This is a genomic window from Pseudomonas sp. yb_9, assembly GCF_043103635.1.
Taxonomy (GTDB): Bacteria; Pseudomonadota; Gammaproteobacteria; order Pseudomonadales; family Pseudomonadaceae; genus Aquipseudomonas; species Aquipseudomonas monteilii.
Genome location: NZ_JBICKA010000094.1, coordinates 1 through 14,019 on the forward strand (window position 1 = coordinate 1; position 14,019 = coordinate 14,019).

General features: G+C 62.2%; 14 protein-coding genes. 8 read left to right on the top strand and 6 right to left on the bottom strand.

Going from position 1 to position 14,019, the window contains the following annotated elements:
* Positions 1–6: 6 nt before the first annotated feature.
* Positions 7–1,377 carry a DNA repair protein RadA gene (gene radA / locus ACF8MI_RS23175; protein WP_060499986.1) on the bottom strand — a complete coding sequence of 457 codons (1,371 nt, stop codon included), beginning with the start codon at positions 1,375–1,377 and terminating at the stop codon, positions 7–9.
* A 175-nt stretch (positions 1,378–1,552) separates the two neighbouring features.
* Between radA and mscL the strand changes: the two genes are divergently transcribed.
* Positions 1,553–1,972 carry a large-conductance mechanosensitive channel protein MscL gene (mscL, locus tag ACF8MI_RS23180; protein WP_060499987.1) on the top strand — a complete coding sequence of 140 codons (420 nt, stop codon included), beginning with the start codon at positions 1,553–1,555 and terminating at the stop codon, positions 1,970–1,972.
* Positions 1,973–2,052: 80 nt separating this feature from the next.
* On the opposite strand, the gene ACF8MI_RS23185 is transcribed toward mscL, so the two are convergent.
* Complete coding sequence (locus ACF8MI_RS23185) at positions 2,053–2,829, bottom strand: ferredoxin--NADP reductase (protein WP_060499988.1); 777 nt, start codon at positions 2,827–2,829, stop codon at positions 2,053–2,055.
* Positions 2,830–3,042: 213 nt separating this feature from the next.
* Here ACF8MI_RS23185 and ACF8MI_RS23190 point away from each other — a divergent pair, with 213 nt between their 5' ends.
* A complete protein-coding gene (locus ACF8MI_RS23190; protein ID WP_200928796.1) occupies positions 3,043–3,750 on the top strand; it encodes an autoinducer binding domain-containing protein in 708 nt (235 codons plus the stop codon).
* Between the two features lie 96 nt (positions 3,751–3,846).
* Entirely contained in the window at positions 3,847–4,971 is a 1,125-nt protein-coding gene (locus ACF8MI_RS23195) for a methyltransferase (RefSeq protein ID WP_104833955.1), read from the top strand.
* Positions 4,972–5,088: 117 nt separating this feature from the next.
* On the opposite strand, the gene ACF8MI_RS23200 is transcribed toward ACF8MI_RS23195, so the two are convergent.
* The 3 genes from ACF8MI_RS23200 to ACF8MI_RS23210 are packed head-to-tail and all read right to left on the bottom strand — an operon-like array spanning position 5,089 to position 7,701.
* Positions 5,089–5,244: a DUF2474 domain-containing protein gene (locus tag ACF8MI_RS23200; protein ID WP_016713451.1), complete on the bottom strand. Its 156-nt coding sequence runs from the start codon at positions 5,242–5,244 to the stop codon at positions 5,089–5,091.
* Between the two features lie 9 nt (positions 5,245–5,253).
* Positions 5,254–6,261 carry a cytochrome d ubiquinol oxidase subunit II gene (gene cydB / locus ACF8MI_RS23205; protein WP_016713450.1) on the bottom strand — a complete coding sequence of 336 codons (1,008 nt, stop codon included), beginning with the start codon at positions 6,259–6,261 and terminating at the stop codon, positions 5,254–5,256.
* Between the two features lie 3 nt (positions 6,262–6,264).
* Entirely contained in the window at positions 6,265–7,701 is a 1,437-nt protein-coding gene (locus tag ACF8MI_RS23210; protein WP_025754001.1) for a cytochrome ubiquinol oxidase subunit I, read from the bottom strand.
* Between the two features lie 345 nt (positions 7,702–8,046).
* On the opposite strand from ACF8MI_RS23210, the gene ACF8MI_RS23215 reads away from it, so the two are divergent.
* From ACF8MI_RS23215 to ACF8MI_RS23235, 5 genes are all read left to right on the top strand, one after another.
* Complete coding sequence (locus ACF8MI_RS23215) at positions 8,047–9,267, top strand: MFS transporter (protein ID WP_060499991.1); 1,221 nt, start codon at positions 8,047–8,049, stop codon at positions 9,265–9,267.
* Positions 9,268–9,490: 223 nt separating this feature from the next.
* Positions 9,491–10,786 (top strand): NCS2 family permease, encoded by a 1,296-nt coding sequence (locus ACF8MI_RS23220; RefSeq protein ID WP_060499992.1) that lies wholly within the window; start codon positions 9,491–9,493, stop codon positions 10,784–10,786.
* Positions 10,783–11,868 carry a tRNA (uridine(54)-C5)-methyltransferase TrmA gene (gene trmA / locus ACF8MI_RS23225; protein ID WP_060499993.1) on the top strand — a complete coding sequence of 362 codons (1,086 nt, stop codon included), beginning with the start codon at positions 10,783–10,785 and terminating at the stop codon, positions 11,866–11,868. The genes ACF8MI_RS23220 and trmA overlap by 4 nt, the downstream gene beginning before the upstream one ends.
* Positions 11,869–11,925: 57 nt before the next feature.
* On the top strand, positions 11,926–12,831 hold the full coding sequence (locus ACF8MI_RS23230) for a LysR family transcriptional regulator (protein ID WP_392517886.1): 906 nt from the start codon (positions 11,926–11,928) through the stop codon (positions 12,829–12,831).
* Between the two features lie 103 nt (positions 12,832–12,934).
* A complete protein-coding gene (locus tag ACF8MI_RS23235; protein ID WP_104833954.1) occupies positions 12,935–13,369 on the top strand; it encodes a cupin domain-containing protein in 435 nt (144 codons plus the stop codon).
* Positions 13,370–13,403: 34 nt separating this feature from the next.
* Here ACF8MI_RS23235 and pcaG read toward each other — a convergent pair whose 3' ends face one another.
* Positions 13,404–14,009 carry a protocatechuate 3,4-dioxygenase subunit alpha gene (gene pcaG, locus ACF8MI_RS23240; protein WP_012274187.1) on the bottom strand — a complete coding sequence of 202 codons (606 nt, stop codon included), beginning with the start codon at positions 14,007–14,009 and terminating at the stop codon, positions 13,404–13,406.
* Positions 14,010–14,019: the final 10 nt, after the last annotated feature.

Sequence of the window (14,019 nt, forward strand, 5' to 3'; positions counted from 1 at the left end):
TATAAATTACTCGAACAATGCATCCAGGGCTTGCTCCAGCCGGGTTACGGCAATCACCTGCAACCCCGCTGGCGGTTCTTTCGGCGCATTGCCCTTGGGCACGATGGCACGCTTGAAACCGTGCTTGGCCGCCTCCTTCAACCGCTCCTGCCCACTGGGCACAGGCCGCACCTCGCCCGACAAGCCAATCTCGCCAAACACCAGCAGCCCATGGGCGAGTGGCCGGTTACGCAAGCTGGACATCACCGCCGCCAGCAACGCCAGGTCCGAGGCCGTCTCCAACACCTTTACCCCGCCCACCACGTTGAGGAACACGTCCTGATCGTGGGTAGGAATCCCACCGTGGCGGTGCAACACCGCCAACAACATGGCCAGGCGGTTCTGGTCCAGGCCCAGGGTCACCCGCCGAGGGTTGGCCAGGTGGCTGTCGTCGACCAGTGCCTGCACCTCGACCAGCATCGGGCGGGTGCCCTCCCAGGTCGCCATCACCACACTGCCCGGCACTTCTTCCTGGGTACGGTTGAGGAAGATCGCCGACGGGTTGGACACCTCTTTCAGGCCGCGGTCGGTCATGCCGAACACACCCAGTTCGTTGACTGCGCCAAAGCGGTTCTTCACCGCCCGCAGCAAGCGCAGGCGGCCATCGGACTCCCCCTCGAAATACAACACGGTGTCGACCATGTGCTCCAGTACCCGAGGGCCGGCCAGCGAGCCTTCCTTGGTCACATGGCCGACCAGGAAGATGGCCGTGCCGCTTTGCTTGGCGTAACGCACCAGCAGCGCCGTGCTCTCACGCACCTGGGCCACGCCACCGGGCGCTGATTGCAACTGCTCGGTGAAGATGGTCTGGATCGAGTCGATCACCATCACCCGTGGCTTCTCGACGCGGGCTGTGGCAATGATGGTCTCGATGCAGGTTTCGGTCATCACCTTGAGCTGGTCCTGGGGCAAGCCCAGGCGCCGCGAACGCATGGCCACCTGCTGCTGCGATTCCTCACCCGTCACATACAGTGCCGGCATGCCCACGGCGATGTTGCACAAGGTCTGCAACAGGATGGTCGACTTGCCGATGCCGGGGTCGCCACCAATCAGCACCACCGAGCCATCCACCAGGCCGCCACCCAGCACGCGGTCCAATTCGGTGCTACTGGTGGTGAAGCGCGGGATTTCCTCGACGCTGACTTCGGCCAAGGTCTTGATCTGTGCCTGCTGCCCGGTCCAGCCGGCGCGGCCGCTGCTGGGCGCCGCTGAGCCGCCGCTCTCGATGATGGTTTCGACCAGGGTGTTCCAGGCCCCGCATTCGCCACACTGGCCGGCCCATTTGGGAAAGGTCGCGCCGCACTCGGTGCAGCCATACAAGCGCTTGGCCTTGGCCATGGGTGGGTCTCCTGGAAAAAACCGCCATGATAGCCGAGCCGAACGTGTCTCGAACGCTTCGGGATGCGACAAAACTATTCGTTCCAACTGCAGTCAGTAGCCCTGAACACCACGCATGAAGCGTTTTAGTGGCTTACACTGCGTTAACCTTACCTTTTGTTACAAGGAACCAAACATGGGCATGATCAGTGAGTTCAAGGCCTTCGCGGTCAAAGGCAATGTCGTCGACATGGCGGTGGGTATCATCATCGGCGCGGCCTTCGGCAAGATCGTCTCGTCCTTCGTCGGAGACGTGGTCATGCCGCCACTGGGCCTGTTGATCGGGGGGGTGGACTTCAGCGACCTGGCCATTACCCTGAAGGCTGCCGAAGGTGATGTACCGGCGGTGGTGCTGGCATATGGCAAGTTCATCCAGACCGTGATCGACTTCCTGATCGTGGCCTTTGCCATCTTCATGGGGGTGAAGGCAATCAACCGGCTCAAGCGTGAAGAAGCCGTGGCACCGACTGCGCCGCCTGTGCCGACTGCCGAGGAAACGCTGCTGACCGAGATTCGCGATTTGCTCAAGACACAGAACCAGAACCGCTTGCCCTGAGAACTAGCTTCAAGCTTCAAGCTTCAAGAAAAAGCGGACGCAGCGCCAATCCGCTCTTTCTTGCAGCTTGCAGCTTGCAACTACCAGTAGTTCTCGACCGCCACCTGCCCTGGCCGCTTGCTCAGGCTCAGTTGCAGGTCACGTGCCTTCAGTACCTTACGCGTCTCGTCGATCATCTCCGGGTTGCCACACAGCATCACTCGCGAATGCTCCGGTGACAGCTCCAGCCCTGCGGCCTTCTCCAGTTCGCCATTCTCGATCAGCGTGGTAATACGCAGGTTCAACGCACCCGGGTGCTGCTCACGGGTCACCACCGGGATGAACTGCAACTTGCCAGCAAACTCGGCCAGGTAGTCGCGCTGCTCCAGCCCGGCGATTTCATCCACATAAGCCAGCTCTTTCGCTTCGCGCACCGAGTACACCAACTTGATGCTGTCGAAACGCTCCCAGGCCTCGAAGTCCTGCAGGATCGACATAAATGGCGCGATGCCAGTACCGGTCGCCAGCAACCACAAGTCACGTCCCCCGACAAAGCGGTCGAGGGTGAGGAAACCAAACGCCTGGCGGTCGATCAGCAGGGTGTCGCCTGCACCCAACCGGCTCAGCTCGCTGGTGAATTCACCGCCCGGCACCACGATGGAGAAGAAGTCGAGGTGCTCGTCATGGGGTGCGCTGACCATGGAATAGGCGCGCCACACCACACTACCATCGGCCTTGGTCACGCCCAGGCGGGCAAACTGGCCGGAACGGAAGCGGAACCCCGCATCGCGCGTAACCCGCAGGCTGAAGAGATTCGGCGTCAACGGCTGAACATCGAGCAGGGTCTGGCGGGTGAACTTTTCGGCGCTTGCGGTCATATCGGGCTCCAGGGTTGGCGAGTGCACAGTGTCGCTTAAAGTGGCCTGGATAAAAACCACCGCTTTGTAGGGCCTCATCAAGGGCGATCGTGCTGAACGTTCAGATAATCCCGATCGCTATAACAAAAAATTCCCAACGCAATGCTAGGACTTTTCCTACACTCTTCCGGGTACTCAAATGGATTGGATCCTGACACCCAAGGAGTGCTTCAAATGCTGCATTGGAGACCCGAAAACCTGCATGTGTTCGTCAGCGAGCGACGGCCAAGGAAGTTGTTCGACATCGCAGTGCACTTGGCTCAGGACTTGGGCATGGAATACCTCGGGCTGAATATTCGCATTCAGATCGCCACGCAGACACCCAAGATTTACCTCTACAGCAATTACCCAAACGAATGGATCGAGCGCTATCAGCGTGACGAGTTCTACAAACAGGACCCCGCCGCAAACGTGAGCCACAGCTCGACGATGCCAGTGCTGTGGACAGACGACCTGTATCGCGAAGCCCCTCGGTTTCGCGAAGAGGCTTGCCAATATGGCCTGCGTCATGGCTGGACACAGTCGCTGCACGACTTACAGCACAACGAGAGCCAGATCAGCGTAGCCAGACCCGCCGGTAACATCGACATTGCCGAACTCTACGACAAAGCCGGCAGCGTGCAGTGGCTGTGCCACACCCTTCACGCCGTACTGGGAGAGCACCACCTGAACGCACTGTGCCCACCCCAACCCAAAATGAGCGATCGGGAACTGGAAGTGCTGAAATGGTCAGCCGCCGGCAAGACCGCTGCCGACGTGCCCTGCATTCTGTCGCTGTCGCAAAGCACGGTTAACTTTCATATCCGCAGCGTGATCACCAAAACCAACGCAGCCAACAAAGCCGGTGCCATCGCCATCGCCGCCCTGCGTGGCTGGATCTGACCTACAAACCTGCGACCTTGGGCAAAGCCCTGTAGAATCGTCTGGCAAAGCTCGGGGCGAACCGCAACGGGCAGTTTCATACCCGAGCCATACGCCATGCCCCTGTTGACCACCCCCTACGCCGAACTCGACCTGATCCGCCAGCCGGAGCAGGCCAACGACCCGCTTCAGGCTTTCGACGCCGCCGACGAGTACCTGCTTGCGCAGCTGCACGAGCAGGCACCCGACGCCAGCTGCCGGGTGCTGGTGCTCAATGACAGCTTTGGTGCCCTGGCCGCCAGCCTGGCGGGCCAGCTGCAGGTAGTCAGCAGTGGCGATTCGCACCTGGCGCACCTGGCGCTGGAAAAAAACCTGGCGCGCAATGGCTTGCCGTTCGACAGCGTGCCGTTCGTACCGGCCAGTGAACACTGGCAAGGCCCATTCGACCGGGTGCTGGTGCGCGTGCCAAAAACCCTGGCGCTGCTCGAAGAGCAACTGATTCGCCTGCAAGGCCACCTGGCGCCAGGGGCACAGGTGATTGCCGGGGCAATGATCAAGCACTTGCCGCGCGCGGCCGGTGACCTGATGGAAAAATACATCGGCCCGGTGCAGGCCTCGCTGGCGCAGAAAAAGGCGCGTCTGCTGACGGCAACGGTGGCCGAACTGCCGGCCGCCCGCTCGCCCTACCCTAGCCGCTATCGCCTTGAAGTGCCTGCGCTGGAGCTGGTGAACCACGCCAACGTGTTCTGCCGTGAAGGGCTGGATATCGGCACCCGGGCATTCTTGCCGCATCTGCCACGTGACCTGGGCAACGCGAGGGTGGCAGACCTGGGCTGCGGTAATGGCGTACTGGCGATTGCCAGTGCATTGGCCAACCCGGATGCCCAGTACACGCTGGTCGATGAGTCGTACATGGCAGTGCAATCGGCGCGGGAGAACTGGCAGGCTGCACTGGGCGAACGCCCGGCAACCTTCGTCGCAGCCGATGGGTTGGCCGGGGTGGAGAAGCAGTCGCTGGACGTGGTGCTGTGCAACCCGCCGTTCCACCAGCAGCAGGTGGTGGGGGATTTCCTGGCCTGGCGCATGTTCCAGCAGGCGCGTGAGGCGCTGGTGGTGGGTGGGGCGCTCTACATCGTGGGTAACCGGCACCTGGGGTATCACAGCAAGCTGGCGCGGTTGTTCCGGGGGGTGGAGCAGGTGGCAGCGACGCCCAAGTTTGTAATCCTGAAAGCCCGCAAGTAAGCACCTGCGCCGCCCCTGTGTGAGCGGGCATGCCCGCGAACACCGGCAGAGCCGGTGCCATACACCGCGTCGCTTGCTTCGCGGGCTTGCCCGCTCCCACAGTTCCAGTCCGCAGGATCAGTGGGTGGTAAGGCCCGCAGCCCCCATGAACAGCCGCATCACCCACGCCGCCACACCCAGCGCCGCCACGCTCATCGCCCAGATCAGCAACAGCCAACCCAGCCGCTGCCACAGCGGTTTCTTCTCTTCCAAGCCATGTTTGCCGGTCATCATGCGGCCCTCCTAGTGATAGCCGTCTTCATGGGTCACCTTGCCGCGGAACACGTAGTAGCTCCAGAAGGTGTACATGAGGATGAACGGCAGGATGAATAACGTGCCCACCAGCATGAAGCCCTGGCTTTGCGGTGGCGCCGCAGCATCCCAGATTGAGATCGAAGGCGGGATGATGTTCGGCCACAGGCTGATGCCCAGGCCGCTGTAGCCAAGGAAGATCAGCACCAGAGTGAGCAGGAACGGCGTGTAGTGTGCGTTGCGCGCCACCGCCTTGAGCAACCCGTAGAAGGTCACCAGCACCAGCAGCGGTACCGGCATGAACCAGATCAGGTTAGGCATGCTGAACCAGCGGTCGGCGATCTGTGGATAAGCGATCGGTGTCCACAGGCTGACGATACCGATCACCACCAGCAGTACCAGCGCCAGCGGCCGGGCCATGTCGTGCATCTTCTGTTGTAGCGGCCCTTCGGTCTTCATGATCAGCCAGGTGCAGCCCAGCAGCGTGTAGGCCACGATCAGCCCCAAGCCACAGAACAGGCTGAACGGGGTAAGCCAATCGAGGGTGCCACCGGCAAAATGGCGGTCGACCACCTTGAAGCCTTCAAGGAAGGCACCCAGGGCCACGCCCTGGAAGAAGGTGGCAACCAGCGACCCCCAGATGAACGCCTTGTCCCAGATGTGGCGCTTGTCAGCTTTGGCCTTGAAGCGGAACTCGAAGGCCACGCCGCGGAAGATCAGCCCGATCAGCATCAGAATCAATGGCAGGTAAAGGGCTTCGAGCACCACGGCATAGGCCATCGGGAACGCCCCGAACAGCCCCGCCCCGCCCAGGATCAGCCAGGTTTCGTTGCCGTCCCACACCGGGGCGACGGTGTTCATCATTACATCACGGTCCTGCTCGCCCTTGACGAAGGGGAAGAGCATGCCGATACCCAGGTCGAAGCCGTCCATCACCACGTACATCATGACGCCGAAGATGATGATCACCGCCCAGATCAGCGGAAGGTCGATACCCATGGCTCAGTCCTCCTTGCTCAGGCTGGCAGTCTTGGCCTCATGGCCATCATCGGCGGCAGACAACGGCCGCGCCGGCGTACGTTTCTGGCCAGGGCCGCCCGGTGTGTGTTCGTCGCCTTCGCCGGTCTGGGGCCCTTTGCGCACCAGGCGCATCATGTAGCCAAGGCCGGTACCGAACAGGGCGAAGTACACCACCACGAACGCCACCAGGGTGAAGCCAAGCTGTGCATAACTGTGGTTGGACACACCATCCGCCGTACGCATCAGGCCATACACCACCCAAGGCTGGCGCCCTATTTCGGTGGTGAACCAGCCGGCCAGCAAGGCGATCAGCCCGGAAGGCCCCATCCATAGCGCCAGGTACAGGAACGGGCGCGAGGTGTAGAGCGTGCCGCGCTTGCGCAGCCACAGGCTCCACAGGCCGACGAAGATCATCAGGAAACCAAGCCCGACCATGATGCGGAACGACCAGAAGACGATGGTCGAGTTGGGCCGGTCCTCAGGTGGGAATTCCTTCATCGCCGGCACCTGCTTGTCCAGGCTGTGGGTGAGGATCAGGCTACCGAGCGCCGGGATTTCCAGTTTGAAGTGCGTGGTTTCGGCCTTCATGTCGGGGATGCCGAACAGGATCAACGGGGTCGGCTCGCCGGGCACGTTCTCCCAGTGGCCTTCGATGGCAGCGATTTTCACCGGCTGGTGCTTGAGCGTGTTCAGGCCGTGGAAGTCGCCTATCACCGCCTGGATCGGGGCCACGATCAACGCCATCCACATGGCCATCGACAGCATCTTGCGCACCGCCGGGTTGTCACGCCCGCGCAGCAGGTGCCAAGCCGCCGAGGCGCCGACGAAGAACGCCGTGGAGACGAACGCAGCGGTGGCCATATGCATCAGGCGGTAGGGGAAGGAGGGGTTGAACACCACCGCAAACCAGTCCACCGGCACCACCCGGCCATCAATGATCTCGTGGCCTTGCGGGGTTTGCATCCAGCTGTTGGAGGCGAGAATCCAGAAGGTGGATACCAGCGTGCCCAGTGCGACCATGCAGGTGGAGAAAAAGTGCAAGCCGCGGCCTACACGGTTCCAGCCAAACAGCATGACGCCGAGGAAGCCCGCTTCGAGGAAGAAGGCGGTCAGCACCTCGTAGGTCAGCAATGGCCCGGTCACGGCGCCGGCGAACTCGGAGAAGCGGCTCCAGTTGGTACCGAACTGGTAGGCCATGACCAGGCCCGAGACCACGCCCATGCCGAAATTGACGGCGAAAATTTTCGACCAGAAGTGATAGAGGTCACGGTAGACCTGGTTGTGGGTCCGCAGCCAGAGGCCTTCGAGGACTGCCAGGTAGCTCGCCAGGCCAATGGTGATGGCCGGGAACAGGATGTGGAACGACACGGTAAAGGCAAACTGCATTCGGGCGAGCTCTAGGGCCTCTATTCCGAACATGGTGCTTCCTCTTCAGATAATCCGGCGTCCGGGCTTGTGGCCTCAGTCGCCCACTGCCCCCACTGGGTCGAGTACGGCGTGTTGGAATTGTTCTGTTCGATCGCAGGGATTCCGGCCCAAAGGGCCTATTCGTTGAATCTGGAACGATTGATCCAGATCAACGAATGCTAGGAAGCATAGTCCCGAATGGCCCGGCAAGCCGTGTGGTTGATTGCCGCGTGACCGGTTGCCCCACCCTCTTTCATTACGGGTGAAAAAGTGCAGATCCGGGCAAACAGTAACCGTTTGTTACAAACAGATGATACGCTGCGCCCCCCTCTACTGCGCCGAGGCCCCTGGTTTCCGATGTCTGATTCCGCACCGCAGTTGTTACGTCACCACCGCCCTTTCCTGGCGTTCTGGCTGGCCCGTGTGTTTACCGCCAGCGGCTTCCAGATGCTCACCGTGGCCATTGGCTGGCACCTCTATCAATTGACCGGCAACGTGCTGGACCTGGGCCTTGTCGGCCTGGTGGAATTTGCACCACGGGTGCTGTTCATGCTGCACACCGGGCATGTGGCCGACCGCTATGACCGGCGCAAAGTCGCCGCCCTGTGCCAGAGCCTGCAGGGGCTGATCGCCCTGGCGCTGGCGGTGGGCAGCGCGACTGACAGCGTCACCCGAGAACTCATTTTCGCCCTGGCCTTCCTGCTGGGTGCCACACGCTCGTTCGAAATGCCGGCGACTCAGGCGCTGTTGCCCAACGTGGTGCCGCCTGGGCTGTTCCCAAGGGCGGTGGCGGCGTCGGCGTCAGCCACCCAGTCGGCGACTATCGTGGCGCCAGCGGTGGGCGGCTTCCTGTATGCCTTTGGCAGCATCTGGGTGTATGGCCCCACCGTGGCCCTGTACGCCATCGCCTGCGTGCTCACCCTGAGCCTGCAGGCACGCGGCCAAGTCGTGCAGCGCGGGCGGGCCAGCATCGAATCGCTGCTGGCCGGCATTCGCTTCATCCGCAGCCGGCCTGACATCCTCGGCGCAATCTCGCTGGACCTGTTTGCCGTTCTGCTGGGTGGGGCCACCGCGCTGCTGCCGGTGTTCGCCAAGGACATCCTGCTGACCGGCCCGCTGGGCCTCGGCCTTTTGCGTTCGGCGCCGGCAGTGGGCGCATTGCTGATGTCGGTGTGGCTGGCGCGCTTCCCGTTCGAGCGCAATGTGGGGCGCACCATGTTCACGGCAGTCGGCGTGTTCGGCGTGGCGACCATCGCCTTCGGCCTGTCGACCTCGTTCTGGTTCTCGCTGGCGGTGCTGGTGGTGCTGGGCGCGGCGGACATGATCAGCATGGTGATTCGCGGGGCTTTCGTGCAACTGGAAACGCCGGATGAAATGCGCGGGCGGGTGAGCGCTGTGAACGGGTTGTTCATTGGTGCCTCGAACCAGCTCGGTGAGTTCGAATCCGGGGTGACGGCGCACTGGTTTGGCACAGTGCCAGCGGTGGTGATGGGCGGAGTGGGCACGTTGGTGGTGACCGGGGTGTGGATAAAACTGTTCCCAACACTGGCAAAACGGGATCGGTTGCATAACAACTGAATGGGTGGCCTATGCCGGCCTCTTCGCGGGCTAGCCCGCTCCCACAGGGATTGCACAGGCTAATAAAAACCCATTCCCCAACGGCCATAGGCCCCCGCCGAGCATGCTGGTATCATGCGCGGCTTTTTTCCTCCCCACACAAAACCACGGCAACCGGTACGGTCTGTGCTTTGCTGATGGGGTCGATACATTCATGGCGCCGGGGGCGCCTTGGGGAGCGGGCATGCTGGAAAGGCTGTTTCAACTAAGAGCACACAACACCAACGTACGCACGGAGATTCTTGCGGGCGTCACTACCTTCCTGGCCATGGCCTACATCCTGTTCGTCAACCCGAGCATCCTCGGCGAGACCGGGATGGACAAGGGCGCGATCTTTGTGGCCACGTGCCTGGCAGCGGCCATCGGGTCCACCACCATGGGCCTGATCGCCAACTACCCGATCGCCCTGGCGCCGGGCATGGGCCTGAACGCGTTCTTCACCTACACCGTGGTGCTGCACATGGGCCACACCTGGCAAGTTGCGCTGGGCGCGGTGTTTTTGTCGGCGGTGATGTTCTTCCTGTTGTCGATCTTCCGCATCCGCGAATGGATCGTGAACAGCATCCCGCTGCCGCTGCGTTCGGCGATTGCCGCGGGTATTGGTCTGTTCCTGGCATTGATCGCCCTGCATAACGCCGGCATTGTCGTCGATAACCCGGCAACCCTGGTTGGCCTGGGCGACCTCAAGCAGCCTGCACCGATCCTCGCCACCCTGGGCTTCTTCCTGATCGTGGGGCTTGAGTCGCTGAAAGTACGCGGCGCCGTGCTGATCGGCATTCTGGCAGTGACCATCGCCTCAATCGTGATGGGCGTGACGCCGTTTGCCGGCATCGTCTCCATGCCGCCTTCGCTGGCACCGACCTTCCTGCAGCTGGATGTCGCCGGCGCGCTGGACGTGGGCCTGGTCAGCGTGATCTTCGCCTTCCTGTTCGTCGACCTATTCGACAACTCCGGCACCCTGATCGGCGTGGCCAAGCGCGCCGGGCTGATGGGCAAGGACGGCCACATGCCGAAGATGGGCCGCGCCCTGATCGCCGACAGCACCGCCGCCATGGCCGGTTCGCTGCTGGGCACCTCGACCACCACCAGCTACATTGAATCCGCTGCGGGCGTCAGCGCCGGTGGCCGCACCGGTCTGACCGCTATCGTGGTTGCCGTGTTGTTCCTACTGGCGTTGTTCTTCGCCCCGCTGGCCGGAAGCGTGCCTGCGTTCGCCACCGCTCCGGCGCTGCTGTTCGTCGCCGTGCTGATGGCCTCGGGCCTGGCAGAAATAAACTGGGACGATGTCACCGAAGCCGCGCCAGTGGTCGTGACCGCCCTGGCCATGCCGCTGACCTATTCGATCGCCAACGGTATCGCCTTCGGCTTCATTTCCTGGACCGCCGTCAAGCTGATCTCCGGCCGCCACCGCGACCTGAACCCGGCCCTGGTGATCCTTTCCATCCTGTTCGTCATCAAGCTGGGCTGGTTCAACGCATGAGTGCTGCTTTCGACCCCTCCTCCTACGCCACCCAGCTGGACGCCAAGGTAGCCCGGCTGCGCGAGCTGCTGGCGCCGTTCGGCGCACCAGAGCCGGCTGTTTTCGACTCGCCGCGCGAGCACTACCGCCTGCGCGCCGAGTTCCGCCTGTGGCGCGAGGATGGCCAGCGCCACTACGCCATGTTTGCCCCGGGCGATAAGCACAAGGCGATCCTGATCGACGATTTCCCCATTGCCAGCCAGCGCATCAATGCACTGATGCCGCGCCTGAAGGCGGCCTGGCAGGCCAGCGAGGAACTGGGCAACCGCCTGTTCCAGGTGGAGTTCCTCACCACCCTGGCCGGCGATGCGATGATCACCATGTGCTACCACCGCCCGCTGGACGAGGCCTGGGAAGTAGAAGCGCGGCAACTGGCTGAAACGCTGGGCGTGAGCGTCATTGGCCGTTCCAAGGGCAAGCGCCTGGTGATCGGCCGCGACTACGCGGTGGAAAAACTCGACGTGGCTGGCCGTGTGTTCAGCTATCGCCAACCGGAAGGCGCGTTCACCCAGCCCAACGGCGCGGTGAACCAGAAGATGCTGAGCTGGGCCTTCGAGGCCATTGGCGAGCGCCAGGACGATCTGCTGGAGCTGTATTGTGGCAACGGCAACTTCACCCTGCCGCTGGCCACCCGAGTGCGCCAGGTGCTGGCGACCGAAATCAGCAAGACCTCGGTCAATGCCGCGCTCAGCAACCTCGACGAGAACGCTGTGGATAACGTGCGTTTGGTGCGCTTGTCGGCCGAAGAGCTGACCCAGGCGCTGAATGAGGTGCGGCCGTTCCGCCGCCTGGAAGGCATCGACCTGAAAAGCTATGACTTCGGTACTGTGTTCGTCGACCCGCCGCGTGCGGGGATGGACCCTGACACCTGCGAGCTGACCCGGCGTTTCGAGCGGATCCTGTACATCTCCTGCAACCCCGAGACACTGGCGCAGAACATTGCCCAGCTGCAAGATACCCACCGTATCGAACGCTGCGCGCTGTTCGACCAGTTCCCGTACACCCATCACATGGAAAGCGGCGTGTTGCTGGTCCGGCGCTGATCCGCTACCCGGTGGGGCCTTCAAGGCTCCACCGGGCGCCTCAGGAGAGCTGTGCCGATGGACCAGTTGAACGCCATGCAGGCCTTTCGCCGGGTCGTCGACCTCGGCAGCTTCAGTGCCGCCGCCAGCCAGGCCGGCCTGTCCCATACCGTGCTGTCACGCCAAGTGAAACAGCTGGAACGCCAGTTGGGCACGCAACTGCTCACCCGCACTACCCGCAGCCTGCACCTGACCGAAGCCGGCACACTCTTCTACCGCCACTGCGTGCAGATCCTCGAGCAGATGCAGGCGATGACCCTGGAGCTTTCCGAACATCAGCAGCAGCCCACGGGTACCCTGCGCCTGGGCGTGGCCACGGCCTTCGGCGAACTTGAACTGGGGCGCTGGCTGCCGAACTTCGTCGAGCACCACCCGCACCTGCAGGTCGAGCTCCATTGCAGCGATCGCTTCATCGACCTGCTGGAAGAACAAATCGATATTTGCCTTCGGATAACCGATCATCTGCCTGACTCCAGCCTGGTAGCCCGCCTGCTGGCCCGCAGCGAGGTGCTGCTGGTGGCTGCGCCACGCTACCTTGAACGCCACGGCACGCCTACTTCCCTCGACACGCTGGTTGGCCATCCCCTGCTCGGCTACAGCAATCTGCCTCACCCACAGCGTCTGTATCTGACCAACCCCGAGGGTGAACAGCGCAATATCCTGATGCCCCGGCGCCTCAGCGCCAACTCGCCGATGGCCTTGCGTGCTGCTGCCATCGGCGGGCTGGGCATTGCCAGCTTTGATCGTTTCATCGTGCATGACGCCTTGCTGGACGGGCGCCTGGTGCCGGTGCTCAAAGGCTGGAAACTGCCACCACGCAACCTGTATGCGGTGTACCCGCAAAGCCGCTACCTGGCACCCAAGGTGCGGGCGTTGCTGGACTATGCGCAAACCTACTACGCACAGCCGAGATGGCAGGACTGATCTGTGCAGAACATGAACAAGTCATGCGCTCCAAGAGGCGTATTTGTGCAGAAACTGTTTGGTTAGGCTTCGTTGCACTGTCACTCAACGAAGGAGCACTACCATGAAAGCATTGCAGGCGATCATTACGGGCGTGGCGCTCGCCACCCTGGCCGTTGGCATCAACGCGGCAGAAAAAACCGTGTCAGTACCCGACAGCGCAGCGCTGAAATGGCAGGACGTACCCAACACCAACGGTGCAGTCAGCTACGCCAATGTTGAAGGGGATATCTTCGGCAAGGGGCCTTATTCGGCCTATGTGAAATTCAGTAAGGGTACCGACAACGACCAGCACCAGCACAGCCAGGCACTGCCGACCGTTGTCCTGAAAGGTACTTTCTACGCGGTGATCGACGGCAAGCGCACTGAGTTTCCCGCAGGATCCTACTACAAGCTGCCGGCCGACCTGGTGCATGAAAGCGGATGCACTGCGGCGGCCGATTGCCTGCTGTTCCAGTACCAGGCCGATGCGTTTGACCTGAAGCCTGTGAACAGCTGATAGCCCGGGGCCGCCTTGCGGCCCCAGGTTTTCATCAGAAGTCGAAGAACACCGTCTCACCTTCACCCTGAATACGGATATCAAAGCGATACGCCGTCTTCCCGTCCACTTCGCAACGCTTGGCAATCAAGGTTTCACGCCGCTGTGGCTGCTCGATCAGGTTCAGCACCGGGCACTTGGCGTTAGCCTGGGCTTCGTCATCGAAATACAGGCGCGTGTGCAGGTGGATATTGATGCCACGGGCGAACAGGCTGATGTTGATGTGCGGCGCCATCGGCACGCCAGCCGCGTTGTTCACCACACCCGGCTTGACCGTATGCAGGGTCCACTCACCGGCATCAAAAGTGGTGGCGGTGCGACCAAAGCTGTTGAAGGCGTTTTCCAGGTTGTAGGCATCCTGGTATTCGCCGTTGGCGTCGGCTTGCCACACTTCCAGGAACGAGTCGCGCACCAGGTGGCCGTTACCGTCATACACCTGGCCGATCAGCAGAATGTGCTCGCCCGGCGCGTCTGGCTTGGCCAAGCGGTTCCAGATTTCCTGGTCGCGGGTCGGGTTGCCGGCCGCTTCCAGGGCCAGGCCGATGTGCACGTAGGGGCCGGCGGTCTGCGAAGGGGTTTCCGGCAGCAGTTCGATTGGCATGGCGGGGTCC